The following is a 26730-nucleotide window of genomic DNA, read 5'->3' as shown; positions in this document are numbered from 1 at the left end:
TGCGTGGTGCTCTTGTCTGATTCGGCTCCGATTGGGCTGCTGCCGCGCCGTCTTGCCTGGGATGTGTTGCAGGCGGTTGCGGCTGGGGCCTACGCCGATGTGGCACTGGAGCGGGTGCTGCGGGAGCGTGACCTCAAGCCTTCCGATCGAGGCTTGGTGACCGAGCTGGCCTATGGCGCCATCCGCCAACGGCACACTCTCGATGCCTGGCTGGATCGGTTGGGCAAGGTGCCGGCCGCGAAGCAACCGCCCAAGCTGCGCTGGCTGTTGCATGTGGGTCTCTATCAACTGCTGTTGATGGAGCGGATTCCAGATTCAGCAGCGGTGAACACCGCTGTGGAGTTGGCCAAAGCCAGCAAGGGATTGACCCGGCTGGCCCCTGTGGTGAATGGGGTTCTTCGGGCAGCGCTGCGGGCGCGGGAGGCCGGCGAAACCCTGCAGCTGCCCAACGATCTGGCGGCCCAGCTGGCCCAGGCCCATTCCTTGCCGGATTGGTTCACTCAGTTGTTGATCGAGTGGCGCGGGGCGGAGGGGGCCGCGGCGGTGGCGAGCGCCTGCAACCGTGTGCCGGACCTGGATTTGCGGGTGAATCGGTTGCGATCGAGCCCTTCGCAGGTGCAGCAGGATCTGGCCGCGGCTGGCATCAACAGTGAGCCCATCGTTGATTGTCCTGATGGCCTGCGCATCTCTGGGCATAGCGGCGATCTGCGCCACTGGCCCGGCTATGCAGATGGCCATTGGTGTGTGCAGGATTGCTCGGCGCAATGGATTGCACCTCTGCTCGACCCCAAGCCAGGAGATCGCATACTGGATGCTTGCGCTGCGCCGGGGGGGAAAGCCACCCATTTGGCGGAGTTGGTGGGGGATCAGGCGGAGATCTGGGCTGTGGACCGTTCAGCCGGACGGCTCAAGCGCGTTGCGGCGAATGCTGCCCGGTTGGGCCTCGCCTCCATCAATGCTCTGGCAGCGGATGCTGTCAATCTCTTGGAGCAGCGCCCTCAATGGCGTGAATCCTTCCAGCGGATTTTGATCGATGCCCCTTGTTCGGGGCTTGGAACCCTTGCCCGTCACCCCGATGCCCGTTGGCGGGTGACGCCGCAATCCATTCGTGGACTTTTGCCCCAACAACGGGCCATTTTGGATGGGCTTCTGCCGTTGTTGGCTCCCGGAGGATCGTTGGTGTATGCCACCTGCACCATTCATCCCGATGAAAATCAGGCACAGATCCAGGCTTTGTTGAAGCGCCACCCAACGATGCGTTTGGAGGAGGAGAGCCAGCGCTGGCCGGATCAATCCGGGGGGGGGGACGGGTTCTACTCGGCTGTGCTTCAGCGGGTCTAGAGCCTCGGCTCAATCTCGGGTCCAGCGACGTCCTTGGCGATCAACGTTGCGGTCTGGCGTGTTGTTTCTCCAGAGATAGGGCGTCTGGCGAGCAGGATGTGCGATGGGGGTGAGAGCGGGCAGGTCTGTCTCAACCGTTGGTTGAGCTGCATCAGGCTCGCCGTTGCCATTCTGCTTCTGCTCCGGTTTGGTTTTCGGTGGCTTGGCAATCGTTTTCGGATCGACAGCCAAACGCACTTTTCGCTTCGTCTTTGGTTTGTCGGGGAAGGCGCGGACAGGGATCTCGTCCTTGATTTGAAGCATGAATTGCTTCCAAGCCCATGCGGCCTCGCCGCTGGTGCTCTTGGTGGCGCGGTCATCGTCGTATCCGAACCAGACGCCCGTTGTGAGCTGAGGAATCGAGCCGATGAACCAGAGGTCACGGGTGTTTTCTGACGTTCCCGTCTTTCCAGCCACCTGGCGATCGTCGAGTTTTGCGGCGATGCCGGTGCCTCCGGTCACCACCCGTTGCAGCATCCAGTTCATGGTGTCTGCCACATCACTATCAATCGCCCGCTTGCCTCGGTTGTCGCTCAGTCGCCGGCTCCAAATCAATTCATTCTTGGGCCCACGAATTTCTTCAATGGGGCTTGGTGTGAAGAACACTCCGCGATTGGTCATTCCTGCATAGGCCGCAGTCATGTCGAGGATGGTTTGTTCGTAGGCCCCGATGGCCATGGGGTAGTACTTGCCGAGAGGTCGCTCGGTGCCGATGTTGAAGTTGTTGGCAATGTCAATGACGGCTTCAAATCCAACGATGTCTTGCAGTTGGACCGCCACCGTGTTGAGTGAATTCTTCAGGGCATCGGCAAGGGAGATGTTGCCGTAGTACTTATCGCCAAAGTTTTTAGGGCAGTAGCCATTCCAGCAACGCTTCGCATCAAACACCTTGGTCTCGGGTTTCATGCCCCGATCAATGGCCGCTGCGTAGGGAAAAAGCTTGAAGGTGGAGCCCGGAGAACGCAACGCCAGGATGGTGCGGTTGAACTGACTCTTGGAGAAATCCTTGCCCCCCACCATCACCCGCACCAGTCCGTTGCCGGGATCGATCGAAACCATCGCGCCTTCTGTGTCGAAGGGGGCATTGGCCCGAATCACTTGCTGAGCTTTCTTTTGCCAGTCGAGATTCAGGCTGGTGCGCACCTTGACCCCGCCCACTTCCAGTTGTTCGGGCGTCAAGAACTTGGGTAGCTCCTGGGCAATCCAGGTTGTGAAGTAAGGCGCTGAACTGTTGAAGTACTTGGGTGTTGCTGGCTTTAGGTCAAGGGGGCTGTTGCGAACACGATCCGCCTCGCTGGTGGAGATAAACCCGGCCTGGGCCATGCGATCCAGAACAATCGAACGCTGCTCCTTGGCCAGATCTGGGTTCACCAGGGGTGAATAAATCGATGGCGCAGGCGGCAGCCCAGCGATCATGGCTGCTTCAGGAACCGTGAGCTGCTCTGGGGTTTTGGAGAAGTAGATCCAGGCCGCATCGGCTATGCCATAGGCGCCAGACCCCAGGTAGACGTAGTTGAGGTACTGCTCGAGGATCTGCTGCTTGCTCAGCTGGCGCTCCAGCTTCATGGCCAGAGCCGCTTCCTTGAGTTTGCGGGTGATTGTGCGGTCTTGGCTCAAAAAGACGGTTCGAGCCAGCTGCTGGGTGATGGTGCTGGCCCCTTCCCGAACAGAACCCTGGCGGACGTTGGTGACGATGGCCCTGGCGATGCCCCAGCCATCCACACCGTCGTGTTGATAAAAACGCCGGTCTTCGGCTGCAATGAAAGCCTCAGCCACCGTTGGCGGCATCGCACCGGGCTTCACCTTTTCTCGCGTTGCTGGCCCCAGCTTCTGAATCACCTTGCCATTGGTGGAGAGCAGGGTGATCGTTCCCGGCCGATTGAAGCTGGCAATCACTCGGGCATCCGGAAGCGTGGCGTCCACCAGCTCTGTCAAAGCGCGCATGCCCAAGGCAGCTCCCACACCCACCGCAGCTGCTGTGCCGGTGATCAGAGCCCAGTGCAGGCGGGAACGCTTCACATCACCTGGGTCAAGGGGCTGTGGCCCACAGCCAGAGCGGTCACCAGCATGCCAAGAACAAGGAAGGGCTGGGCACTGGCCTGATATTTGACGTCAAAGGCCACGGGGTCTCTCAACAACCAGATGTCCTGGAAGGTGATCTGAGGAACGATCAACAGCACCAGCAGAACCGCTGCAAAATGCTGGCCGATCCCGATCAAGACGGCAACCATCGCCAGCTGAAAAACATCAATCATTCCGGCGCTGATCCAGCTGGCTCGCTCGATGCCAAACACCACTGGCAACGACTGAAGTCCGAGTTCACGGTCGCCTTCAACGCTTTTGAAGTCGTTCACTACAGCAATCCCGAGACCCGCGAGGCTGTAGGCCAGGGTGAGCAGTGCTGTGCCCCAGGTGAGCTGGCCAAATAGGGCCTGGCCGGCCCACCAGGGCAAAGCGATGTAGCTCGCACCGAGGGCGTAGTTGCCCAGCCAACCGTTCTGCTTAAGCTTCAGTGGCGGTGCTGAATAGATGTAGCTCACAAAGGAGCCACCCAACGCCAGCAAAAAGACCACAGGAGTGGTGTGTCCCGCCCATCGGTCGAGTCCGTAGGACACGCCTAAACCAGCGAGGAGCAGCACCCAGATCTGCAGCTTGACCTGACCCAAGGGAATCGCTCCCGAGGGGATCGGCCGGTAGGGCTCGTTGATCGCGTCGATCTCGCGGTCGTAGTAGTCGTTGATGGTCTGGGTGAAACCTGCCAGCAAGGGGCCGCTCATCAACATGCAGGCAAAGGCTGCGAGCACGTGGTCAATACGCCACTCGTAGTTACCGCTGGCTGCTGCCCCACAGATCACCCCCCAGATCAAGGGGATCCAGGTGACCGGTTTCATCAGCTGCAGCCGCAGCTTCCAGATGTTGGTGGTGCCCGAGGCACCTTTCATCCCAAGCAGCTGACGCGCGTCGCTCACAGAGACAGTCCTCAGGCTGCGGCGATTTCGTCTTCGAAGAACCAGCTGGTTGAGCCATCGCTGAGCTCAACAACGACACCGATTCCTTTGCCGTCGACGGTGCGGAAATCCTTCACCGTGCCGTTGGCATCATTCTTCAGAAGCTCAACCATGGCCTGGGGAATGCGATCCCTAACGCGGGTTACGCGAACCTTGGAGCCGATCGAGATGGCGTCAGCCTGGGACATAGCCTGCGAGGCTTGGAGAGTGGCGCAACCTTAACAGTCGCTTTTGCGCCGAATCGATGGTTGCTCTGCGTCTGATTCCCTGCCTGGATGTCGCCCGTGGACGGGTGGTGAAAGGTGTCAATTTCGTTGGCCTGCGTGATGCCGGTGATCCAGTGGAGCTGGCTTGTCGTTACAGCCGTGCAGGGGCGGATGAACTCGTTTTCCTCGACATCGCAGCCAGTCATGAGGGGCGCGGCACCCTTGTCGACATGGTGCGTAGAACAGCTGAATCGGTCACGATTCCCTTCACGGTGGGCGGTGGCATCAGCACCGTTGAGGGAATCACCGAGTTGTTGCGGGCCGGTGCCGACAAGGTGAGTCTCAACTCCTCGGCGGTGCGGCGGCCTGAGCTTGTGCGGGAGGGGGCCGATCAGTTCGGCTGCCAGTGCATCGTTGTGGCCATTGATGCCCGTCGGCGCGATGCCGGCGGCTGGGACGTCTACGTGAAGGGAGGTCGCGAGAACACTGGTCTCGATGTTGTGGAGTGGGCCCAGCGGGTGGCCGGCCTTGGGGCTGGAGAGATCCTGCTCACCTCGATGGATGGTGATGGCACCCAGGCTGGATACGACCTCGCTCTGACCCGGGCCGTGGCCGATGCGGTCCCCATTCCGGTGATCGCCTCCGGTGGCGCGGGCTGCATGGATCACATCGCTGAGGCGTTGGACGTGGGTCCCGAGGGAGGCCATGCCTCCGCCGCTTTGCTGGCCTCGTTGCTGCACGACGGTGTTCTCACCGTGGAACAGATCAAGCAAGATCTTCTCTCCCGTGGCCTGACGATCCGTCCATGAAGCCTGGTGACCCCGCGGCGGTGGAACAGCTGTTTGACGCTGTGGCTCCCCGCTATGACCGCCTCAACGATGTGCTCAGTTTCGGGTTGCATCGTCAGTGGAAACGTCAGTTGGTGCGCGCCCTTAAGCCGGTGGCAGGAGAGCATTGGCTTGATCTGTGCTGCGGCACTGGGGATCTGGCCTTGGAGCTGGGGCGCTGTGTTCGCCCCGCTGGTGCGGTGACCGGTCTGGATGCCGCCGCCGCTCCCCTGGAGCGGGCTCGCCAGCGTCAGCGTCAGCAGCCCTGGTTGCCGGTGACCTTCCAGCAGGGGGATGCTCTGCAAACAGGCTTGCCCAGTGCCTGCGCTGATGGTGCCGTGATGGCTTACGGCTTGCGCAATCTGGCGGACCCCCTGCAGGGGCTGAATGAATTGCACCGGTTGCTGAAGCCCGGCGGGCGCGCCGGGGTGCTGGATTTCAACCGTCTCCCCCAAAGCGGAGCGGCTGCCGCCTTTCAACGCTTCTATCTGCGTCGCTTCGTGGTGCCCGCTGCCGCCTCTGTGGGGTTACGGGAGGAGTACGCCTACCTGGAAAAGAGTTTGGAGCGCTTTCCTGCGGGGCCTGAACAGGAGCGGCTGGCACGGCAGGCGGGTTTTTCTGAAGCGACCCACCGCTCGCTGGTGGCCGGACAGATGGGGGCCTTGATCCTCAGCGCATGAATCTTTGCCTGTGTCGCTTGCGACACCCCCCGCCGTTGATCTAGGAAAGTTGAAGAGAAGATGAAGGGGGAGGTTCCGGTTTGGCGTTTCCGCTGCCGAAGCTGCTGCCCCGCATCGAAGAGCTGCTTCAGGAAGTGCAGTGGCTGGATGGTCTGATCCTGATTACCGACTCGGACCGCGCCTGTTTTGTCTCCTTCTCGCAGGTGGATCCTTTGCTGCGTCGCCTGCGCCAGCGCCCCAAGGGACCGGAGGTGGCTGAAAAGCTCTGCATGTCCTTGCTTGATTGCCATGGCAAGGGAGGCGCAAAGCCCGTCCTGGTCTTTCAAGGGGATGGCAGTTTCTGGCTCGGAATGATTGGTCCCAGCAGCAACAATCCGCATCGCCATCACGCCATTGCGCACCTGCACCGGTGCCTGGCCTTGGAGGGCTGACAGGCCACTGGGCAGAATTGGAACCCAGCTAGCCCCGGCCCAGTGCATTTTCAGGACATCATCAGCACGCTCAACCGGTTCTGGGCGGACCAGGGGTGTCTGTTGCTGCAGCCCTACGACACTGAGAAGGGTGCTGGCACCATGAGCCCCCACACGGTGCTCCGGGCTATTGGGCCTGAGCCTTGGGCCGTGGCCTATCCCGAACCCTGCCGTCGCCCCACCGACGGCCGTTATGGCGATAACCCCAACCGCGCCCAGCACTACTTCCAATACCAGGTGCTGATCAAGCCATCCCCAGACGGCATCCAGGAGACCTATCTGGCGTCACTGGAGGCGCTGGGCATCAAGCCCGCTGACCACGACATTCGTTTTGTTGAAGACAACTGGGAGTCGCCGACCCTGGGCGCCTGGGGTGTGGGCTGGGAAGTGTGGCTCGACGGTATGGAGGTAACCCAGTTCACCTATTTCCAGCAATGCGGCGGCATCGATTGCAAGCCCGTTTCGATTGAAATCACCTACGGCCTAGAGAGGCTGGCGATGTACCTGCAAGACGTGGAGAGCATTTGGGATCTCAGCTGGAACAGCGAGCGCAGCTACGGCGAGATCTGGCTGCCGTTTGAAAAGGGGCAGTGCCACTTCAACTTCGAGGCCTCCAATCCCGAGCGGCTCAAGCAGTTGTTCGCCATCTACGAGGCGGAAGCTGCTGATCTGATCGAGAAGCAACTGCCCGCACCGGCCTTGGATTTCGTTCTGAAGTGCAGCCACACCTTCAACCTGCTGGAGGCCCGTGGCGTGATTTCCGTGACGGAGCGCACGGCCACCATCTGCCGTATCCGCAACCTGGCCCGCAAGGTGGCCGAGGCTTGGTTGGCGGAACGGGAGGCCCTTGGTTTCCCGTTGCTGAAGGGGGGAACTCTCGAGACAGCGGCCTAATGATTTCTGCGTCGACGTCGTTCTGCTGGGCAGTGTGCTGATGCTGGCTCGCCGTTGGCCCTCTGGGCTGCGGCTCCCCCTGGCGGCCATGGCGTTGCTGCTGTTTGTCTGCCTTGCCGGAGCCCAGCCATCGGTGGTGCGGGCGGTGCTGATGGCTGCGATCGCGCTGCTAATTCGTGAGTCAGGTCAGTCCTGTTGGGGTGCTGGTGTTGACGCTCATCATCGTGCTGCTGCTCTCCCCCGCCTAGGCTCGGTCGATCGGCTTTCAACTCAGTGCTGCCGCCACCGCTCACGCTGCTGGCCATGCTCTCGGCACTGTTGGTCTGTTGGTCCTCGTGGGGCCTCCGGCTGTGCTGCCCATGCTGCTGTGGCCCGTCCATCAGTTGGCGGGCATGGTGATGATCATGGCCAGCTGGATCAGCCACTGGCCTGGCGCCCAACTGCTCACCGGACGTCCCGAGGCGTGGGTGGTTGCCTTGCTGGTGCTCGGCTTGTTGCCTTGGTTGCTGGGAGCAGAGCGCTGCTGTCGGCGCTGGTCGCTGCTCCCCATGGCAACCGCCCTGCTCGTCCATGGTCTTGTGCAGCTCGGCGATGACCTGGTGGCGGTGGAGCGGTTCGGTTACCACTGGTTGCTGGCTCGCCACCGTGGGCGTGCTGCGCTGGTGAGCACCCATGGCGATGCGCGCAGTTGCCAGATGGCACAAAGGCTCGTCGCCGTGCACGGCCACGCCCGTCTTCATTGGGCGATGATCCTGGATCCCTTAGCAACAGACGTTCTCCCCTGTTGGCAAGAGCTGGCCCACCGCGTCGAGGCTTCCCAGCAGGGCCGAGCCCCAATCGCCATCGGCCAGGTGCTGCGGAGTACTGGCTTGGCAGTGCTCCGCCTACAGCATCCCTCTGGAGCACTGCTGTTGCGTGTGGGACGTCAGCGCTGGCAGCTGTTTCCCAGCCCCCAGTCCTTGTTGACACTGCAGGAGCAGCAGCGATCAGAACCCCTACAGGTGATCACCGGAACATGGCTTGGCCTCAAGCCATCCGCTTCACAGCGGCCTTGACTTCTGCATCATAGGTCTGGCTTGCGGTTCATCGGCCTTTAAAGTGCTCCTACGCCTGCGGGCGTGTGGAGAGGTGGCAGAGTCCGGTTGATCGCGCACGACTCGAAATCGTGTAGGGGTAACACCCTCGTGGGTTCGAATCCCACCCTCTCCGTTTTTGAATGAAAGCCGAGCGATTGAGCGGTATTGAAATCACTCCTGCTCAGAACTTCTTGAGAAGGAGGTATCAATTTCAAAAAGGACTGATCAAATATCTTGACAGTGCAGCAGCCTTGCGCGCCATAGTTTTTCATTGTTAATAACCATTTTTGTATTCCCTTTGATACAAAAAAATTGAGAATTTTATGCTGGCTTTTGCTGAAAGTGCAATCAGTGCTGCTCTCATTGATGGTTCATCCTCGGTGTGGGGTCGATCTAAAATGCGTTGTCTCCATTCTTTCGGTGAGGTGTAATGGGTGATCACATCGAGCCGCTTGGTTCGCTTTGAAATCTGCCGCAACATCTTCGGATTGGTGTTGTGATTGATGCTCGTCAGATCGATATGAAGCAGCACGCAGTGTTACAACTTCCGTGTTTTTCGTTTTTTGAAGTTGGCTGGATCCATCAGTCTCTTTATTCGTTCAACGGTTGATCGTTTCAGGCGTTGATTCGGATCACAGCCCAGTTGCTCCAGTACATTCAAGGTGAACGCATTGTGAGGTGGCTGGCTCAGTTTTTTGATCAAATGCGTCTTACCTGAGCCTGATGCACCTGCAATCACAATCACAGGGCGAGCCTGTCTGCCCTTGCTGCTCCTCCTCATTTTGTCCTTTGTCCCGTCGCCAGCTGCAATCTTGCATGCCGGAGATGTTTGATTTGAATGTGCGTTGTTAGAGCGCAATGGCGTGGCTTCCCGCCAAATTTTTTTAGCAACCTCTCTTGATCCCCTCAGGAGTGGAACAACAGCACCAGTCCTTGCTCCACTTGATGGAACTCCCGTTCCTCTCGGCTGAGGTCGAGTCCCACATGGAGCCCTTCTTTGAGTGCGTCCTCAAAGGGCGGTGTTGATGGTGGAGCGCTATCAATCCAAAGTGCAGCAATACCCACCGCCGTGGCATGCCAACGGAATCGACTCGTTGTGCCGATGTCCGGTTCGTTCAACGCCTCTTCAAGGAGGATGTTGATGGTGAGGTTTGTGCTGGACATGTGCACCAGCATCGTGATCTTGTCCGGCCACTGCAATGAGCTGAGAGACTTCGTAGTGTTCCTTTTATTCCAGAGGGATGCCCTCGGCTTCGGACAACCTCCCGCAGCGCATCGCTCTGGTTCATGAGTGGTTCTCGCCTCGCTCCGTTGGAGGTGCAGAACGGGTTGTTCAAGAGGTTGATTCCCTTCTGCGCAACCTTGGCTGTGAGCCGCAGTTGGCCGCCCTGATCGATGCCGAATCCCGCCGGTTGGGCAGTTGGTTGCATGGTCGCTCTGTGCTCACCAGCCCGATTCAGCACCTGCCCTGGGGGCACAGCCATGTTCAGCAGTACCTGCCGCTGTTGCCCTTTGCGATCGAACAGATCGATCTTGGCGCCGCTGAGTTGGTGATCAGCAGCAGCCATCTGGTGGCCAAGGGTGTACTCACTGCGCCAGATCAGTTGCACATCAGTTACGTGCACACGCCGGTCCGTTACGCCTGGGACCAGATGCACGCTTATCTTCAGCGTTCCGCACTGGCTCGGCGTGGTCTGGGCCCCTTGGTTCGCTGGCAGCTGTATGCCCTGCGGCAATGGGACCAACTCAGTGCCCAGCGGGTGGATCACCTCATCGCCAACTCCCGATTCACGGCGCGTCGAATCCGCAAGTACTGGGGGCGGGAGGTCAGTGTGATCCATCCCCCTGTGGAGGTGGATCGCTTTCGCTGGAATGCAGATCGTGACGACGTCTACCTCTGCCTATGCCGTTTGGTCCCTTACAAGCGGGTGGATCTTGTGGTTGAAGCCTTCAACCGTCTTGGTCTTCCGCTGCTGGTGGTTGGCGATGGCCCTGAGAGGGCACGATTGGACGCTCTGGCCGGTCCCACCGTCACATTGCTCGGGCGTCAATCCCAGCAGCAGGTGGAAGAGCTGATGGCCCGTTGTCGGGCATTTGTATATGCCGGCCTGGAGGACTTCGGCATTGCTCCGGTAGAAGCGATGGCGGCCGGAGCGCCGGTGATTGGGTTGGGGCGGGGCGGTTTGTTGGACACGGTGCGTTGTGCGTCCGCAGGGCTTCGGGAGCCCACGGGGGTTTTGTTCCCGGACCAGAACGTCGAATCGCTGGTGCAGGCCGTGGAGTGGTTTGAACAAGAACGGATTTGGCGTTCTCTGGATTCGGAATCCATCCGTGCGTGGGCCGAGCGCTTTCGGCCTGAAGCTTTCGCGGCGCGCTTTGAATCGGCTCTGCGTACGGCCTGGAGCACTCATCAACAGGGCTGTGCCGTTGCAGCGAGTGACCCTGCGGAGATGCCAGGGCTCCGCCTGTGACGTTGAGTGTGATGAGTCCCAGGTTGAGCCTTTGACCTCGGCCTCTCGGCCATCCTTGATTCAGACCGCAGGGCGTGCAGCTCGCCGTGGCAAGTACAAGCCACACCTTGCGCTGATCTCAGCCCCGCCCTCGGTTCTATCGACCGGCACGCTGATTCGCCATCAGAACCGTTGGGGTCGTGTCTTCAAGCGAACAGGAGATATTGTTTTTTCTCTCGTCGTACTCAGCATCGGTTCACCGGTGCTTTTGCTTCTGGCGGGATTGGTGAAGCTCAGTTCGCCGGGACCTGTGTTCTACGTCCAGCGTCGGGTGGGCCGGAGCTATCAACGTTTTGGCTGCATCAAGTTCCGAACCATGCGGGCCGATGCTGATGCCGTTCTGGCGCGTGTGCTTGAAGCCGATCCCTCGCTGCGCACTGAGTTTGAGCGTGACTTCAAGCTCAAGCGTGATCCTCGGATCACTCCTGTTGGCCGTTTCCTCCGCCGCTCGAGCCTTGATGAACTGCCGCAGTTCCTAAACGTCCTCCGCGGGGAGATGAGTGTTGTCGGTCCACGCCCGATCGTTGACAAAGAACTCGTTCGCTACGGCCCTTACATGGACGAAGTTGCTTCAGTGCGCCCCGGTTTGACCGGACTTTGGCAAGTGAGTGGCAGGAACAACTTGAGCTACAAAAAACGCGTCAAGCTAGACCTCGCCTACGCCCGTGGTCGTTCGTTCGGTTTGGATTTTGCGATCATCCTCCGCACGTTTGGTGTATTGCTCCTCCCGATGGACCGGGGAGCCTACTGATTCGTATTCAACGGGTGATTCCCCACTGGATGATCCAAAGAGCACTCAGCCAGACGATCTCCAGCCGGCTTGATGCCTTCAGAATAGCTCTGACCGAAGCCACGTTTGCGGTTGGTTGGCCAGCCCCAAGCACCGGTTTCTGAACCAAGCGCTCTCCATACTTGTTTTCGCCGCCGAGTTGGATCCCGATGCAGTGTGCGTAGATCGCTTCCGAACGCCCTGCATTGGGTGATGGATCTGCAGCCCCATCTTGTTCTGCAGCTTGCACACGTAGCGCCCACTGCGTCCAGGGAGGGCAGACCAAAGGCAGCGTCAGCATGACCAGACGACAGGGCAGCCAGGTGAGCAGATCATCGAGGCGTGCGCCGGCTGTTCCTAACCAGCGCAGACGACCGGTGCGGTACCCGAGCATGGAATCCAGCGTGCTACTTGCCTTGAAGCCCCAGGCCAGGGCCAGTGGGCCAGGTCCAGAGGGCATGACCATCCAGAGCAGCGCACCGATCCCCATCCAGAACAGAGGTGCGAACACGCCATCCACAGCATTTTCCGAAGCTGTTTCGGCTGCGGCCCTGAGCAGTCCCTCTCGATCCAAGCTCTGAACGTCTCGTCCGACGATCCAGCTCAAGTTCCTGCGGGCCGACTCGAGGTTTCCTCCCGCCGCTGATGGCAAATCATCTATCACCGCCAGCACGCTGTCCCTCAGGCTGCGGGCCGCCAGGGTGCTGGCGAGGCTCAGTGCCATCACGGGGATGGCACTCCAATGCCATGGGGAGGGAAGCCACAGCAGCCGCTCCAGACACCAGCCCGTCAGGGCGCTGCCAAGCACCAGGATCAGGGTGATCAGGCCTCCCCCAATCCGCAGCTTCATCGGATGGTCTCCCGTCCATGGCTCGACCCAATGGCGCAACTGGCGGATGCTCCACCCCATCACCACCACTGGGTGGAGCATCCGGCGCGGGTCACCAATCAACTGATCCAGCAGTGCTGCCCCAAGCACCAGCAGGCCTCCCACCGTTTCTGAGGTCATGGGAGGTGTGTTGCTAGGAACCAACAAAAAGCCCCGCTCTGCACCGATCGTGTAACAGAGCGGGGGGTGCGGTGAGTGATGGTGTTTGATCCCACCGGCTGTTCCGCGCTTGCGGTGGATCAGGCGTCTTTCAGCCAGCTGAACATCGAGCGCAGGCCTTTGCCCACTTTCTCGATCGGATGCTGAGAGTCACGATCACGCACCTTCTTCATTTCGGGCTTGCCGGCTTCGCATTCGGCCACGAAGTTTTTGGCGAATGTGCCGTCCTGGATGTCAGCCAGAACACGCTTCATCTCGGCCTTGGTGTCGGCGGTGATCAGACGGGGGCCGCTGACGTAATCGCCGTACTCCGCGGTATTGGAGATCGAATCGCGCATGGAGGTGAGTCCTCCTTTCACCATCAGATCCACAATCAGCTTCACCTCGTGCATGCACTCGAAGTAAGCCAGTTCGGGCTGGTAACCCGCTTCCACCAGGGTCTCGAAACCAGCCTTCACGAGTTCTGACAGACCGCCACACAACACAGCCTGCTCACCGAACAGATCGGTTTCGGTCTCCTCCTTGAAGTTAGTCTCCAGGATGCCGGCACGGGTGCCGCCGATTCCCTTGGCGTAGGCCATGGCCATGCCGCGTGCGTTGCCGGAGGCGTCCTGTTCGATGGCGAACAATGCAGGCACGCCCTGACCGTTCTGATATTCCCAACGCACGGTGTGGCCTGGGCCCTTCGGGGCGATCATCACCACATCCACATCAGCCGGAGGCTTGATTAGCTCGAAGCGGATGTTGAAGCCGTGGGCGAAGCTGAGCACCTTGCCTGCACTCAGGTGAGGTGCGATTTCCTTCTCGTAGACGTCCTTCTGGAACTCGTCGGGCAGCAAGACCATGATCCAGTCAGCCTTGGCCGAGGCATCGGCCACGCTCAGCACTTCAAGACCATCGGCCTTGGCTTTCTCCGCTGAGCGGCTGCCGTCGTAGAGACCCACCACCACGTTCACCCCTGAATCCTTCAGGTTCAGAGCGTGGGCATGACCCTGGGAGCCATAACCAATGATGGCCACGGTCTTGCCGTTCAGCAGACCGAGATCGGCGTCGGAGTCGTAGAAGAGCTGGGCCATCCGGGGCGGGCTTGCGGAACACTGCAGTGGACGAGCTTACGCAGTGGCCTGCCCCGTTCGGTTCAGGCCTCGTTCGGATGGGAGATGACGCGGTCGATCAAGCCGTATTCCTTGGCTTCTTCGGCACTGAGGAAGTAGTCCCTGTCGGTGTCCTTCTCTATCTTCTCGAAGCTCTGGCCACTCATGTCCGACAGGGAGCGGTTGAGCATCTCTTTCATCCGCAGGATCTCCCTTGCCTCGATTTCGATATCACTGGCCTGGCGACGGCTGGTGCCGCCGAGGGGCTGGTGGATCATGATTCGGCTGTGGGGCAAGGCAACCCGTTTCCCCTTGGTGCCAGCGGCTAGAAGGAAGGCACCCATGGATGCGGCGAGGCCAACGCAGATGGTGACAACCTCGCTTTTGACGTACTGGATAGTGTCGTAGATCGCTAGGCCCGCCGTGACAGAGCCACCAGGGGAGTTGATGTACAGGTAAATCGGCTTGGTGCTGTCTTCCGAGTCGAGATACAGCATCTGGGCCACCAAGCTGTTGGCGATGCCGTCATTGACCTCAGAGCCGAGGAAGAGAATCCGTTCCACCCCGAGACGTGTGTAGATGTCGACCCAGCGCTCCATCTGGCTGCCTGGCAGGCGGTAGGGAACGCTGGGGGTACCGATCGGCATGGTTCAGAACGTGGATGTAAGAAGTGGAGGAGGGTTGGATCTGATGCCGTCAATCAGACGGGGGGATTTCCAGGAAGGTCTTTGCGGCTACTGAGCACGCGGTCGATGAGTCCGTACTCAACGGCTTGCTGGGGAGTCAAATAGCTCATCCGGTCGGAGTCGTTGCTCAGCTCTTCCACAGACCGTCCTGTGTTGGTGGAAAGGATTTCAAGCATCGCTTGCTTGTTGTGAAGCACTTCTTTGGCCCGGATTTGGATGTCCGTCGCCTGGCCGCGGGCACCGCTGCGGGGCTGATGCAGAACGATGGAGGAGTTGGGGAGAGCGGCTCGTTGACCTTTCGTTCCTGCGGAAAGGATCACAGCGGCCGTACCCATAGCCTGGCCGATACAGATGGTGTGCACCGGGGGCTTCACGTAGCGGAGGGTGTCACAGATGGCAAAGGCTTCGGTCTCGAAGCCGATCGCTTCACCCGAGTACCAGCTCGTGCCTGTGGAGTTGATGTAGAAGTAAATCGGCTTCTCTGGGTTGTCGAATTCCAGATAAAGCAGCTGAGCAATGATCAGCTCAGTCACGTCGATGCCCATCTGACGCTTGGCGTCGTCGTCAGAGAACAAGGGCAAGCCCAGATAGACGATCCGCTCCTTAAGCAGGAGTGAGGGAAGGTCGGGAGGTGGTGTGCGCATCACGGCGCTGTCGCCGTAGTACGGGGCCGAAGTTGTCATCTCCACCATCGCGGTGGGGCGAGCCTAGCCGGGGTCAGCGGGCTTGCGGTTGCTGGTTTTGGCCGGTTTTCCCTGACTTTTCGATTTCGTTGCAGGCTTGGTGTCGATTGATGCATCCTTCTCGTCCAACCGTGCAAACACCATGCGCCCGGTTGGGGTTTGCAGGGCACCGGTCACCACTACAGGTTTGCGTTGGCCGATCAGCGATTTCGCCTCGTTGACCACCACCATCGTTCCGTCGTCGAGGTAGCCGACCCCCTGGCTTTCCTCCTTGCCTTCACGCACGATCTTGAGTTTGAGCTCGTCGCCGGGTTGCACTTCAGGCCGCAACGCGATCACCAGCTCACTCAGATTCATCACCTTCAGGTCTTTGACCTGAGCCACCTGCGCCAGGTTGAAGTCTGCGGTCACAAGCGTGCCACAGGTGTCAGATGCAAGCTGCAGCAGTCGGTCGTCCGTTCCCTTGCCGTCGTAACGCGTGCTGTTGATCACCAACCGCCGCCCGTAGGTTTCCCGCAGATCCTTCAGCAGCTTCAGGCCACGTCGGCCCTTTGCTCGCTTTTCGATGTTGGTGGAGTCCGACAGCTGTTGCATCTCATCGATCACCGATTCGGCAACGATCACCTGCCCTTCCAGCAAGCCGCAGGCGAGCATGCCGCGGATCCGGCCATCGATGATCACGCTGGTGTCCAAAATCTTGGCTGTGGCGGGGGTCAGCACCCCATCGGCCACCAGCAGCGCTTCAGTGCTGGCGGGATTGAACAGGCGCAGCAGCGTACGGCCGTGAACTTCTGCCAGGTTGCTTCCCAGAATTCCGAAAAAGACGTTGCTCACAACCGCCAGAAGGGGTTTGAGCAGAACAATTCCCCCGGAGAAGGGCAGCAGCAGAACGGGCAGCAGCAGCAGGTTGGCCACCAGCAGTCCCAGGATCAGGCCGACAGCGCGGCTCACCAGTAGATCGGTGGGCATGGTGCGCACCTGTTGCATTAGGCGCACCCGCAGCTTTTTGAACACCAGGCCTGCGATCAAGCCAACGCCACCGCCAGCTCCGCTGAGCTGGAGACGTAACTGTTCAGCATTGGTGTTTGCACTCACCAGCCCATCGGGCAGCAAGTGAATCCCCATCCAGCCGGCAGCTGCACCGGAAACCACAAAAAGAAGCAGGATGAGCGGATCCACCATGGGTTCAGGTCGTGGCAGCTCGATCCGGATGCCAGAAGCATGCCTTATCCCATCCCACCTCGCAGCGCCTACCTCCACATTCCCTTCTGCCACCGGCGCTGTTATTACTGCGATTTCGCCGTTGTTCCCCTGGGGGACCAAGCCCAGGCTGACCATGGGCCTGGCAGTCGCTCGATCCGTGAGTACCTGAGCCTGCTGCATCGGGAAATCGCTTCTGCCCCAAGCGGTCCGCCCCTATCCACGGTCTATATCGGCGGGGGCACGCCATCCCTGTTGTGCCCTGATCAGATCGGATCACTGCTCGATGCTTTGGCAGACAAATTTGGTCTTCAACCGGGTGCGGAAATCACCCTGGAGATGGATCCGGCCACCTTTGATTCCGCTCAATTGGCCTCCGTACTGGCCCATGGAGTGAATCGCATCAGCCTCGGGGGCCAGAGCTTTGATGACGCGGTGCTCGAACAGCTGGGGCGTCGGCACCGCCACACCGACCTCCATGCGGCGATTGATTGGCTGGTTCAGGCCAGGCGCGATGGCGCGCTCCGATCCTGGAGTCTCGATCTCATCCAGAACCTCCCGGGCCAGACTCTGGCTGGGTGGGATGCGCAGTTGGATCAGGCCCTTGCCACTCAGGCCCCCCATCTCTCGATCTACGACCTTTCGGTGGAACCCGGCACTGTGTTTGACCACCAACGCTCTCTTGGACTGTTGAAGCTGCCGGAGGACGACCTTGCCGTAGCGCTGATGGGGCGAACATCGCAACGGCTGGCGGCTGCCGGCCTTAGCCGTTACGAGATTTCAAACCACGCCCGACCAGGTCATGCCTCCCGTCACAACCGGGTGTATTGGAGCGGTGCCGGTTGGTGGGGATTTGGCATGGGAGCGACATCAGCACCCTGGGGGGTGCGCATGGCGCGACCCCGTACCCGCGCTGCCTATGCGGCATGGCTGGACAGCCCTCCTGAGGAATCCATCGCGGAGGCTGGTCTCCCATTGGATGATCAATTGCTGGTGGGTCTGCGGCGCCGAGAAGGAGTGCCCCTTCAAGGTCTTGATGCCGATGCACTCGTGCGCCGATGGCAACCGTTCGTTGAGCGTGGATGGCTGCAGCAGCGAGCAGGCCGTTGGTGCCTCTCCGACCCCGAGGGCATGGCCCTCAGCAATCAGGTGCTGATTGAGGTGATTCTGTGGTGGGAAGAGGCTTTAGAAGACCAAACCAGTCACACCAAGCGATCTGATTGATCGGAGGTTGCTGTTGCGTTTGGCTCGGAATGCAACGACCTTGCGACCTGTATGGCTGGCTGGGTCGGAAATGTGAATGAATTCGCCCGAAATCCCAAAAAAAGAGGTAGGCCCCTCAGCCCACCCCCAAACGACGCATCGAAGGCACCACTGCCTTCAGTTCCATCATGGCTGACGGACGGGCCCTCACCAGGTATCAGTTGCATCTAAATTAGGCGTTAATGCTTAGCCAGATTTTCTCAAGTTGGCTGTGAGGATGGCCTAGGCGCTAGCACCACTGCAAACGCTTGGGAGATGGAATGTTCGCGGGTTCCCTCGCCAGCATCTCCCTAAACGCTTGAGACAGTCGAGCAAAGGCTCGATGGCCGACCCCCATCCCTGTTATCGAGCAGATCAAGCAGGGTCAGCCAACAACTGAAATGTTGGGCATGAGATCAGGCTTCCCGTCAGCAATTGCACGAGCACGAAAGTAGAACCAGCTCTCGGTATCGACCTTGGCTTCCATGCTCTCGGCGATCGATGTCCAGTCGTTGATCTCAGCTTGATCCATAGGGAAGCAAATAGAAATCTCCGGAACCCCTCAGAACCGGAGATCGTCCAACGGTCTGGTTGCAGCTTTTTTGAAAATCGAGAGCAGACGACGGAGGTACGGATGACCGTTGTCGTCACTCAAAACCCAGCCATTCCTTTGCAGGCTTCGCATCACACACAGCCCTGTGGCGCTTTTAGGGCTGTGATTCAAGTTCTAATCGGCTTGGGTTTTCCCCCCTTTGGTGGGAGGAGTGTGGTTCCGGGTCTGATTGACCCAACCCTTCAACGCGTCGATGAACAATCGGCGGCCATCCACCAGCGCTGGGCTGAAGGGAGGTTGTTTGGCGGTGAGCCCCAGTAGGTCTGCCGTGACACGCACTTGGCCGTCGCAGCCATCACCTGCACCGATGCCGATCACCGGGATGGTCAGGGCCTGCTGCACACGGCACGCCAGCTCAGATGGAACATGTTCCAGCACCAAGGAGAAGCAGCCCTTCTGCTCAAGGGCGCACGCCTGCTCGATCAGACGTTCCTGGCTGATGGCGTCCGTGGCCTGGCGGCGGTAACCCAAACGATGCACGGCCTGGGGGGTGAGGCCCAGATGCCCCATCACAGGAATGCCCATGCGCACCAGTCGGTCGATCACGGCGACGACCTCCGGTTCAGCTCCCTCCAATTTCACCGCTGCGGCACTGGACTCCTTCAGCAGGCGTCCTGCAGCCGCCACGGCGAGGTCTTCACCGCACTGGTAGCTAAGAAAGGGCAGGTCGCAGACCAACAGGGGCTGATCGGCGGGCAGGGCGGTCAATCCCCGTGCAACCGCCTGGGTGTGATGGAGCATCTGGTCCAGGCTTACCGGCAGGGTTGTGGCATGGCCCAGCGCCACCATCGCCAGCGAATCACCGATCAGCAGCACATCGGCACCGGCGGCTTCGGCCAGGGCCGCAGAGAGGCTGTCCCAAGCGGTGAGGACGGCAATGGGTTGGCCCTTCTGCTTGAAGTGGGTTAGATCAGAAGGACGCATTCAGCTTCAGAACCCCTTGGAGGCTCATTGCTAGCATTTAGCCGATTCGGGCCTATGCGGCTCTGACGCCCAAATCTGGTCAGGACCGGAAGGGAGCAGCCACACGGGATGCTCAGGGCAGGCGTGGGTTCCGGGTCACCACCTTCGAAGCAGCCGTCAGACCAGAAGGCCTGACGGGGCTCTCATACCGTGCCGTTGTCCTGTTGTTGACGGCGACGCAGGAATTCAGGAATGCGGGCGCCGTTCTCTTCGGGTTCCCTACGATTCAACATTCCTGGCACAGAGCGGCTGCGCTCGCTGCGGTAAGGCTGCTTGTTTTCGAATCCTGTGGCGATCACCGTGACGTGAATCTCGCCTTCGAGCGCCTCATCCACAACAGCTCCCACGATGATGTTTGCTTCGGGGTCGACAACGTCGTAAATCACCTCGGAAGCAGTGGTCATGTCCTCCAAGGTCATGTCCTTGCCGCCACTGATGTTGATCACACAGCCCTTCGCGCCATCGATTCGCTCGGTTTCCAGTAGTGGACTGGCGATCGCAGCCTGGGCTGCTTCCACAGCTCGGGAGCGACCGGAACCGATGCCGATGCCCAGCAGTGCTGTTCCTGCTTCTGTCATCACGGAGCGAACGTCCGCAAAGTCAACGTTCACCAGGCCAGGGCAGGTGATGATGTCACTGATGCCTTTGACGCCCATGCGCAGGACGTCGTCCGCACTGCGGAAGGCTTCCTGAAGCGGAGCTCCGCCGATGGCATCACGCAGGCGGTCGTTGGGGATCACGATCAGAGTATCCACGTGTTCCGCCAAACGGGCGATGCCTTCGTCGGCCTGACGCATGCGACGACGGCCCTCAAAGCCGAACGGCTTAGTCACGATGCCGACGGTGAGAGCACCGACTTCACGGGCGACTTCGGCCACCACTGGAGCGGCACCAGTACCCGTTCCACCGCCCATACCAGCGGCAATGAACACAAGATCGGAGCCCTGCAGTGCGTCGTGCAGATCAGTACGGGATTCCTCGGCTGCTTTCTGGCCGATGGTCGGATTGCCGCCGGCGCCAAGCCCGCGGGTCAGGGTCTGCCCCAACTGCAGGCGTTGCTGGGCTTGCGATTGGATTAGGGCCTGCGCATCGGTGTTGAGAACGCGATAGCCCACCCCCTCAAGGTCACTGAGGATCATGCGGTTGACGGCATTGCTGCCACCGCCGCCAACGCCGATGACCTCGATGCGGGCGGATTGGCTGGGCTGGATTCCCGCTGCCGTGTAAGACCCTGAGCCGCTCACCATCTCCATCGTCGAGGCAGAACCGTGTGGTTGCGATGCATTATGTCCCTGAAGCCTGGTCTCGGCTTCAACAGATCACAAACCAGGAACTGAGGTTGTGGTCTCCAGATTTTCAATCCTCTGCATTCAGGGTTGCGTTTTGACCTTTTTGGGCGTGGGTGGCGCCGGCAGTTGCAGTTCCGGTCGGTCCGGATTGCTGAGATCAAGGCTGCTCTGATGGCCCTGGCGCAGGTGCTTCGGCAACGTCTTGTTGAGGTGGACGATCGTCTCGATTTGGGCGTTCAGAAGGGTTGGTTCGCCACCCAGATCAATCTGACCCAGTTCAGTGGTGATCAGACTGATATTGCCGTCGGGGTGAAGCACGATGGCTTTCAGCCTTCCCTCGAAACGATCCCGTTGTTGCAGCAGTGCAACGATCTGAGCGCGCTGCTGGTCGTTCCAACCGCGCACCATGATGTTCGTGAGCGGTTCTGGTACTGCGTCGCTCAGGGTGATCCACTCTCCTTCGGCGTTCAGCAGTCCGCGTTCCCTTCCAGTAGGCCCCTGACGCACCGCCTTTGCGACGGGAATCTTGGGCTTCAGGCTGATGATCAGGCGAGCAGGCAGCATTCGGCGCTGCACTTGAGCGCTACGAACCGGTAAGACCTTCACCAGTTTTTGTTCAAGAGCCCTGGGACTGACCTCCAGGAGAGGTGAGGGAAAGCGCAGCTTGGCGGCCTCGATGACCTGATTGGTCTCAATGGCAGCACCTCCGGTCAGGATGATCGCCTCCGGGCTCCGCAGCGTCCAGCCATGGCGCAACAGGGTCCAACTGAATCCTCCACTGATAAGCAGCAAGGCCACGAACCGCCAGAGCTGAAGCAACAGGGTCTGGCGGCGCTGCCTGCGTAAGTCCCGGCGCCGGGCGGCCTGAGCGGAAACCGGCCGTTGGGAGGGTTTGTTGGTGGTCGAGACCCGGCTCACAGGTCGCATCGGGCCCGTGCCATCAGCTGCTCACCCCAGCTGCGCGCGCGGTCGGCATCAGAGAAGGGCACATCCATCTGCAGGTCCTTACCGATGAGGCGTAGCCGACATTGCCCCTGGGATTCATCGGTGAGCGGCGCATCACCGGATGCCAGCGACATCAGTTCCACAAGCTCAAGCCTGCAGACATCAAACGAGCCCTGATCCTGAAAACTGCCCGCTTCGAAGCGGCTCCATTGCAGTTCACCATCTTTCAGACGGGCACCACCACAACCGTCGAGCTTGGCGAGTTCGGAGCCTTCGGCCCAGGCACGAAACAGGTTTTGGCGCCGCCGTTCCAGCCATCCGAGCGAGGCCAGCAGCACAAAGGCCAGTAGCAAAGGAAACCAGAGCAGTCCGTGGCTCATGGGTTAGGCGAAGGACGCTGTGATCATTCTCCTGCGGTTTGGATCAGTTTGTGCACCAACTGTTCGAGTGTTACGCCGCTGACCTCCCAGAGCATCGGGAACATGCTCTGGGCAGTGAAACCAGGCAGGGTGTTGATTTCGTTGATCCAGAGCTGATCGTTGACGTCGTCGTAGAAGAAATCCACCCGTCCCATGCCGTTGACGCCCACGGCAGAGCAGGCCTGCAAGGCCTGGGCGCGGATCCGGTCAGCCACTTCATCCGGTATGGGAGCTGGAATCAACGTGGTGCTGCGCCCTGCGGTGTATTTCGTCTCGTAGTCGTACCAGTCCGCATCAAAACGAACCTCACCGATCACCGACGCCTCGAGCATGCGTCCCCCCAGGACGGCGCATTCCACCTCTCTGGCGTTGACGCCCTGCTCCACCACCAGCCTTGGATCGAGAGCTGCTGCCTGCTTGAGGCCTGCTTCCAGTTCGTGACGGGAACGGACCTTGCTGATGCCCACCGACGAACCGAGATTGGCGGGCTTCACAAAGCAGGGGTAGTTCAGTTCGCGTTCAATCCGATCCAAGAGTGCCGATCGGCTGTTCGCGTCTTCGAGTTCGGACGCGTGAAGGGCCACATAGGGCACCTGTGACAGCCCGGCGCTGGAGAAGGCAGATTTCATAGCCTGCTTGTCCATGCTGACGGCTGAGCCGAGCACACCGGCGCCTACGAAGGGTTTGCCGGTCAGCTGGAACAACCCCTGAATGGTTCCGTCCTCTCCATTGGGACCATGCAGCACCGGATACCAGAGATCGACCGCATCACATCCCTCCGGGAAACCTTGGAATCCTGAGGGGTGCAGAGGTGGTGCGAGCTCTGGTGCGGTTTCGGAGGCCAGGGTCGCCTCGGATAGATCCGTTCCCCACCAGCGACCATCACGGTCGATGTAGATTGGCTGCACCGTGTAACGATCTCTGTTGTTTCCTTTGCGTAGGCCTCGGACGACGGTCGCCGCAGATCTGATCGACACGTCATGTTCTCCAGAGCGGCCTCCAAAGACGAGCCCGACCGTGATGGGACTGGACGGCATGAATGCTTCGACCCCTGAGCGGTGGGAGCGCCAAAGGTATCAGCGTTGTACTTAGTGGGGCAGGGGGCTGCCGCTGAGTGAAAAGGAACGCACCGCATCGATGCGCACCTGCACGAGATCGCCGGCGTCGTAGGCATGGCCATCCGCTCCGGTGAAGCTGAAGAAGGTCAGGCGATTGGTGCGGGTTCGTCCCATCAGCTGCGATGGGTCCTTGGGATTGATGCCCTCCGCCAGCACTTCTTCAGTGCGCCCCTCGTAGCGGGCATTGGCCTTGCGGGCGCAGCGTTCCACCAGGGCATTGATTTCGCGCAGGCGTTCCACCTTCACCTCCTCCGGCAGCTGGTTGTCCCAATTGGCTGCAGGGGTATTGGGCCGAGGTGAATAGGCCGCTGTGTTCACCTGATCGAAGCCTATTTCTTCGATCAGATCGAGGGTGCGGCGGTACTGCGCATCGGTTTCGCCGGGGAAGGCAACGATCACATCGGCACTGAGGGAGGCATCGGGCATGCGCTCACGGATGCGGTCGATGATCCGCCGGTAGCGCTCAACGGTGTAGCCCCGGGCCATGGCTTGCAACACGTCGTTGTCCCCGCTCTGAAAAGGAATGTGGAAGTGTTCACAGAGCTTGGGCAGGTCGGCACAGGCATCGATCAGCCGCTCGGTGAAGTAGCGCGGGTGGCTGGTGGCAAAACGGATTCGTTCAATGCCCTCCACGTCGTGCACGTGATGGAGCAAATCCGTGAGGGTGTGTTGGCGGCGACCCTCCGGCGTGATGCCCGGTAGATCACGGCCGTAGGCATCAATGTTCTGGCCGAGCAGGGTGATTTCCTTGTAGCCCTGGGCAGCAAGGCCCTCCATTTCCAGCTTGATCGCCTGGGGCAGGCGTGATTGTTCTTTGCCGCGCACGGAGGGCACCACGCAGTAGGTGCAACGTTCGTTGCAGCCATAGATCACGTTCACCCAGCCGCAGATGCTGCTGTCTCGGCGGGCCGTGGTGATGTCTTCAAGGATGTGGTGGTCTTCGGTGGCGACCACCTGCTGACCGCTGTCCACCTGCAGCAGCAGGGTTTCAAGACGGTTGGCGTGCTGTGGACCCATCACCAGATCCAGCTCCGGCACCCGCCGGAGCAGTGATTCGCCTTCCTGCTGGGCAACACAGCCCGCCACCACCAGGGTGAGATTGGGGTTGCTGCGTTTCCTCTGGGCTTGTCTGCCGAGATAGCTGTAAACCTTCTGCTCGGCGTTGTCCCTGATGGTGCAGGTGTTGTAGAGCACTAGATCGGCATCCAGTTCGGCTGATGCCTCCTGGTAGCCCATGGCCTCAAGGATTCCCGCCATCCGTTCGGAATCCGCCTTGTTCATCTGGCAGCCGAACGTGGTGATCCAGTAACTACCCCGTCGAGGATTGGCAGCGGCGTCAGTGGCGAGGGGGGCGGAGGCGACCAAATCTCTGGCTCAAGCCCTCCCAGTGTGAGTCACAGCGGTGTTGTGTCAGTTTGGAGATTGACGGCCGGATGGCGATGGGCTGGGCCCTCACACGGTTTTCGCTCACCAAGGCCGTGCCCCTCACGATAAGCCGGGGCACCACAGCTGACGTGGTGCGGTTGGAGCTCAGGGTGGAACGTGATGGGCTGGTCGGCCGCGGCGAGGCCGGTGGATTTGAGACCGGCCACCGTGCCTTTGCCCTGGAGGCTGTGGAACAAGAGCTGCTGGCGCTTTTGCCGCAACTTGAGGCTTTGGATCCCAACCATCCGCAACGGTTCGAGCCCTTGCTGAACGCCCTCAGCCCCCCGGCCCGTTGTGCCATCGACCTGGCCTTGTGGGACTGGTACGGGCAACGGCTTGGCCATCCGCTATGGCGGCTCTGGGGGTTGGATCCAGCCGAGGGTGTGGCCACCAGCATCACCCTGGGCCTGGCTTCTGAGGATGCCGTGTTGGATCGTCTCGAACGCTGGTGGACGCAGCTGCCGGCGACGCGGGTGAAGCTCAAGCTGGGCAGCCCCGACGGGTTGGATCACGACCTCAGCCTGTTGAAGGCTGTGGCCCAAGCCATCACGGATCGATCCCAGCGGCAGGGTGTGGCGGTCGAACTACAGGTGGATGCCAACGGCGGATGGACCTTGGATCAGACCAGGCGAATGCTTGAGGCCCTGGCCGTACATCAGGTGGTGCTGCTTGAGCAGCCCCTGGCTCCCGATCTGGATCCCACGCAGGACACAGCGGGATTCGCGGCGCTTCACCCTCACTGTCCAATGGCCTTGGTGGCGGATGAAAGTTGCTGGGATCTGGAGGATCTGCTGCGCCTGGCTCCGGTGGTGGATGGCGTGAATCTCAAGCTGCTGAAGACCGGGGGGCTCAGTCAGGCCCTGCTGATGGCTCATGTGGCGCAGAAGAAGGGGCTGGATCTGATGGTGGGTTGCTACTCCGACAGCTCATTGTTGAACGGTGCAGCGGCACAGATGTTGCCTTTGATTCGTTGGCCGGATCTCGACAGCCACCTCAACTTGGTGGATGACCCCTTTGTTGGCCTTAAGTTGAAAGACGATCGTCTGCGACCTTCGGCGATGGCTGGATTGGGGATCCGCCAGGCAGGAGGCACAGCAGCGTTATGAACGGCATTCAGGCGCCGCCGGGATTTCGGGAGATGCGGTTGGTGCTGCTTCAACACGGCGGTTTGGCCAGCCTCACCGGCAAGACTGGTCTGGCCATGCTCCGCCACCGTGCCGGACCGATCGTCGCGGTGATCGATCCCGACCATGCGGGCCAATCTCTTCAACATGTCACCGGCATCGATCGTGACGTGCCAGTGGTTGCCGATTTGGCTTCGGCTCTGCCGTACAAGCCTGAGGTCGCGGTGGTCGGCCTGGCTCCCTCGGGGGGGCGGCTGCCTGATCCTGTCCGCCACGACGTCTTGGCAGCGTTGCGCGCAGGCCTGCACCTCGCCAGCGGCCTCCACACCCGCCTGGCCGATGATCCCGAGCTAGCGGAAGCCTGCTGGCGCGACCGTTGGATCTGGGATCTGCGCAAGGAGCCGGAAGGACTCAACGTTGGCCAGGCACGCGCCGCAGCGCTCCCCTGTCGGCGCCTTCTGGCCGTTGGCACCGATATGGCTGTCGGCAAGATGAGCGCATGCCTTTCTTTGCTCGAGGCGGCCCAGAGCACCGGCATTCCCGCGCGCTTTGTGGGGACAGGACAGGCAGGAATCCTGATCAGCGGGGAAGGGGTCGCCCTGGATGCGGTTCGCGTCGATTACGCCGCCGGTGCGGTGGAGGCAGCAGTGCTTCGGGCGGCGGATGCTTTGCCGGAGCAGGGCCTCGTGCTGGTGGAGGGGCAGGGGTCGCTCTGCCATCCGGCCTCAACGGCCAACTTGCCCCTGTTGCGGGGCACCCAGCCGACGGCCCTTTTGCTCGTTCATCGGGCTGGCCAGCAGACCATTGATCGGCTGCCTCAGATTCCCCTTCCAAGCCTTGAGTCCTTGGTGGCCACAACCGAAATCCTGGCAAGCTGGGCTCGACCCGGTGGGACAGCTGAGCCTGCCAAGGTGGCCGCTGTCGCGCTCAACACCGCACGCCTCGATGAAGCTCAGGCTCGGGAGGAGGTGGAGCGCGTCGAACAAATGCTGGGTTTGGCCTGCACGGATCCCATCCGCTGGGGTGCTGAACCTCTCCTCGGAGCCCTACTGGATTGTTGA

The 26730-nt window shown here is 60.5% G+C and carries 27 protein-coding genes, 1 tRNA gene, 1 other RNA gene and 1 pseudogene; 14 read left to right on the top strand and 16 right to left on the bottom strand.

What is annotated here, in order from left to right; all coding sequences use genetic code 11:
- The first annotated feature begins 3 nt into the window (after positions 1 to 3).
- Positions 4 to 1341: a 16S rRNA (cytosine(967)-C(5))-methyltransferase gene (locus tag FZX09_RS06310; RefSeq protein WP_226401238.1), complete on the top strand. Its 1338-nt coding sequence runs from the start codon at positions 4 to 6 to the stop codon at positions 1339 to 1341.
- Positions 1342 to 1350: 9 nt separating this feature from the next.
- On the opposite strand, the gene FZX09_RS06305 is transcribed toward FZX09_RS06310, so the two are convergent.
- Genes FZX09_RS06305 through FZX09_RS06295 form a run of 3 tightly spaced genes read right to left on the bottom strand, consistent with a single transcriptional unit; the run spans position 1351 to position 4576 of the window.
- Positions 1351 to 3399: a PBP1A family penicillin-binding protein gene (locus FZX09_RS06305; protein ID WP_226401237.1), complete on the bottom strand. Its 2049-nt coding sequence runs from the start codon at positions 3397 to 3399 to the stop codon at positions 1351 to 1353.
- Positions 3396 to 4349, bottom strand: a complete 954-nt coding sequence (gene chlG / locus FZX09_RS06300) for a chlorophyll synthase ChlG (protein ID WP_226401236.1) — start codon at positions 4347 to 4349, stop codon at positions 3396 to 3398. The genes FZX09_RS06305 and chlG overlap by 4 nt, the downstream gene beginning before the upstream one ends.
- A gap of 11 nt (positions 4350 to 4360) precedes the next feature.
- Positions 4361 to 4576: a DUF2862 domain-containing protein gene (locus tag FZX09_RS06295; protein ID WP_226401230.1), complete on the bottom strand. Its 216-nt coding sequence runs from the start codon at positions 4574 to 4576 to the stop codon at positions 4361 to 4363.
- 56 nt (positions 4577 to 4632) lie between these two features.
- On the opposite strand from FZX09_RS06295, the gene hisF reads away from it, so the two are divergent.
- The 7 genes and pseudogenes from hisF (at position 4633) to FZX09_RS06260 (ending at position 8674) form a co-directional block, all read left to right on the top strand.
- Positions 4633 to 5403: an imidazole glycerol phosphate synthase subunit HisF gene (gene hisF / locus FZX09_RS06290; protein ID WP_226401228.1), complete on the top strand. Its 771-nt coding sequence runs from the start codon at positions 4633 to 4635 to the stop codon at positions 5401 to 5403.
- The gene (ubiE, locus tag FZX09_RS06285) at positions 5400 to 6101 is read left to right on the top strand and encodes a bifunctional demethylmenaquinone methyltransferase/2-methoxy-6-polyprenyl-1,4-benzoquinol methylase UbiE (RefSeq protein ID WP_226401226.1); all 702 of its coding nucleotides are present in this window, start codon (positions 5400 to 5402) and stop codon (positions 6099 to 6101) included. The genes hisF and ubiE overlap by 4 nt, the downstream gene beginning before the upstream one ends.
- An 80-nt stretch (positions 6102 to 6181) precedes the next feature.
- Positions 6182 to 6532, top strand: coding sequence for a hypothetical protein (locus tag FZX09_RS06280; protein WP_226401224.1), 351 nt, complete (start codon positions 6182 to 6184; stop codon positions 6530 to 6532).
- A gap of 42 nt (positions 6533 to 6574) precedes the next feature.
- Positions 6575 to 7465: a glycine--tRNA ligase subunit alpha gene (glyQ, locus tag FZX09_RS06275; protein WP_226401222.1), complete on the top strand. Its 891-nt coding sequence runs from the start codon at positions 6575 to 6577 to the stop codon at positions 7463 to 7465.
- A gap of 40 nt (positions 7466 to 7505) precedes the next feature.
- Positions 7506 to 7583 (top strand): annotated as a pseudogene (locus FZX09_RS12045) (hypothetical protein); the annotation flags it as partial.
- A 241-nt stretch (positions 7584 to 7824) separates the two neighbouring features.
- Positions 7825 to 8520, top strand: a complete 696-nt coding sequence (locus FZX09_RS06265; protein ID WP_226401689.1) for a hypothetical protein — start codon at positions 7825 to 7827, stop codon at positions 8518 to 8520.
- A 67-nt stretch (positions 8521 to 8587) separates the two neighbouring features.
- Positions 8588 to 8674, top strand: a tRNA-Ser gene (locus FZX09_RS06260).
- 773 nt (positions 8675 to 9447) lie between these two features.
- On the opposite strand, the gene FZX09_RS06255 is transcribed toward FZX09_RS06260, so the two are convergent.
- Complete coding sequence (locus tag FZX09_RS06255) at positions 9448 to 9717, bottom strand: hypothetical protein (RefSeq protein WP_370624210.1); 270 nt, start codon at positions 9715 to 9717, stop codon at positions 9448 to 9450.
- A gap of 65 nt (positions 9718 to 9782) precedes the next feature.
- On the opposite strand from FZX09_RS06255, the gene FZX09_RS06250 reads away from it, so the two are divergent.
- Positions 9783 to 11012, top strand: a complete 1230-nt coding sequence (locus FZX09_RS06250) for a glycosyltransferase (RefSeq protein WP_226401218.1) — start codon at positions 9783 to 9785, stop codon at positions 11010 to 11012.
- A gap of 31 nt (positions 11013 to 11043) precedes the next feature.
- Positions 11044 to 11802, top strand: coding sequence for a sugar transferase (locus FZX09_RS06245; protein ID WP_226401216.1), 759 nt, complete (start codon positions 11044 to 11046; stop codon positions 11800 to 11802).
- 7 nt (positions 11803 to 11809) lie between these two features.
- On the opposite strand, the gene cbiB is transcribed toward FZX09_RS06245, so the two are convergent.
- From cbiB to FZX09_RS06220, 5 genes are all read right to left on the bottom strand, one after another.
- The gene (gene cbiB, locus FZX09_RS06240) at positions 11810 to 12829 is read right to left on the bottom strand and encodes an adenosylcobinamide-phosphate synthase CbiB (RefSeq protein ID WP_226401214.1); all 1020 of its coding nucleotides are present in this window, start codon (positions 12827 to 12829) and stop codon (positions 11810 to 11812) included.
- Positions 12830 to 12948: 119 nt separating this feature from the next.
- The gene (gene ilvC / locus FZX09_RS06235; protein ID WP_226401212.1) at positions 12949 to 13944 is read right to left on the bottom strand and encodes a ketol-acid reductoisomerase; all 996 of its coding nucleotides are present in this window, start codon (positions 13942 to 13944) and stop codon (positions 12949 to 12951) included.
- Positions 13945 to 14006: 62 nt separating this feature from the next.
- Positions 14007 to 14609, bottom strand: coding sequence for an ATP-dependent Clp protease proteolytic subunit (locus FZX09_RS06230; RefSeq protein WP_226401210.1), 603 nt, complete (start codon positions 14607 to 14609; stop codon positions 14007 to 14009).
- Positions 14610 to 14662: 53 nt separating this feature from the next.
- Entirely contained in the window at positions 14663 to 15331 is a 669-nt protein-coding gene (locus tag FZX09_RS06225) for an ATP-dependent Clp protease proteolytic subunit (protein WP_226401208.1), read from the bottom strand.
- 24 nt (positions 15332 to 15355) lie between these two features.
- Positions 15356 to 16513 carry a PIN/TRAM domain-containing protein gene (locus FZX09_RS06220; protein WP_226401203.1) on the bottom strand — a complete coding sequence of 386 codons (1158 nt, stop codon included), beginning with the start codon at positions 16511 to 16513 and terminating at the stop codon, positions 15356 to 15358.
- Between the two features lie 39 nt (positions 16514 to 16552).
- On the opposite strand from FZX09_RS06220, the gene hemW reads away from it, so the two are divergent.
- The gene (gene hemW, locus FZX09_RS06215) at positions 16553 to 17755 is read left to right on the top strand and encodes a radical SAM family heme chaperone HemW (protein ID WP_226401201.1); all 1203 of its coding nucleotides are present in this window, start codon (positions 16553 to 16555) and stop codon (positions 17753 to 17755) included.
- 403 nt (positions 17756 to 18158) lie between these two features.
- Here hemW and FZX09_RS06210 read toward each other — a convergent pair whose 3' ends face one another.
- Positions 18159 to 18305, bottom strand: a complete 147-nt coding sequence (locus FZX09_RS06210) for a hypothetical protein (RefSeq protein ID WP_226401199.1) — start codon at positions 18303 to 18305, stop codon at positions 18159 to 18161.
- 195 nt (positions 18306 to 18500) lie between these two features.
- A complete protein-coding gene (panB, locus tag FZX09_RS06205; RefSeq protein ID WP_226401197.1) occupies positions 18501 to 19310 on the bottom strand; it encodes a 3-methyl-2-oxobutanoate hydroxymethyltransferase in 810 nt (269 codons plus the stop codon).
- 43 nt (positions 19311 to 19353) lie between these two features.
- Here panB and ffs point away from each other — a divergent pair.
- An RNA gene (gene ffs, locus FZX09_RS06200) (signal recognition particle sRNA small type) lies at positions 19354 to 19451 on the top strand.
- A gap of 41 nt (positions 19452 to 19492) precedes the next feature.
- On the opposite strand, the gene ftsZ is transcribed toward ffs, so the two are convergent.
- The 5 genes from ftsZ to miaB all read right to left on the bottom strand — a co-directional run bounded on the left by ftsZ (position 19493) and on the right by miaB (position 24485).
- On the bottom strand, positions 19493 to 20602 hold the full coding sequence (ftsZ, locus tag FZX09_RS06195) for a cell division protein FtsZ (protein ID WP_226401195.1): 1110 nt from the start codon (positions 20600 to 20602) through the stop codon (positions 19493 to 19495).
- 117 nt (positions 20603 to 20719) lie between these two features.
- The gene (locus FZX09_RS06190) at positions 20720 to 21565 is read right to left on the bottom strand and encodes a cell division protein FtsQ/DivIB (RefSeq protein ID WP_226401193.1); all 846 of its coding nucleotides are present in this window, start codon (positions 21563 to 21565) and stop codon (positions 20720 to 20722) included.
- Positions 21553 to 21963: a hypothetical protein gene (locus FZX09_RS06185; RefSeq protein WP_226401191.1), complete on the bottom strand. Its 411-nt coding sequence runs from the start codon at positions 21961 to 21963 to the stop codon at positions 21553 to 21555. The genes FZX09_RS06190 and FZX09_RS06185 overlap by 13 nt, the downstream gene beginning before the upstream one ends.
- A 23-nt stretch (positions 21964 to 21986) precedes the next feature.
- Entirely contained in the window at positions 21987 to 23039 is a 1053-nt protein-coding gene (locus FZX09_RS06180; protein ID WP_226401189.1) for a D-alanine--D-alanine ligase family protein, read from the bottom strand.
- Positions 23040 to 23090: 51 nt separating this feature from the next.
- Positions 23091 to 24485 (bottom strand): tRNA (N6-isopentenyl adenosine(37)-C2)-methylthiotransferase MiaB, encoded by a 1395-nt coding sequence (gene miaB / locus FZX09_RS06175; RefSeq protein ID WP_226401187.1) that lies wholly within the window; start codon positions 24483 to 24485, stop codon positions 23091 to 23093.
- A gap of 74 nt (positions 24486 to 24559) precedes the next feature.
- Here miaB and FZX09_RS06170 point away from each other — a divergent pair, with 74 nt between their 5' ends.
- Together FZX09_RS06170 and FZX09_RS06165 are read left to right on the top strand one after the other, a co-directional pair.
- Positions 24560 to 25651, top strand: a complete 1092-nt coding sequence (locus FZX09_RS06170; RefSeq protein ID WP_226401646.1) for a dipeptide epimerase — start codon at positions 24560 to 24562, stop codon at positions 25649 to 25651.
- Positions 25648 to 26730 (top strand): DUF1611 domain-containing protein, encoded by a 1083-nt coding sequence (locus FZX09_RS06165; protein ID WP_226401185.1) that lies wholly within the window; start codon positions 25648 to 25650, stop codon positions 26728 to 26730. Before FZX09_RS06170 ends, FZX09_RS06165 begins: the two co-directional genes overlap by 4 nt.

This window comes from Synechococcus sp. MU1643, from assembly GCF_020514095.1.
Lineage (GTDB): Bacteria > Cyanobacteriota > Cyanobacteriia > PCC-6307 > Cyanobiaceae > Parasynechococcus.
Note: the sequence above shows the minus strand (reverse complement) of the source record. Positions and strands in the feature narration are given on the sequence as shown.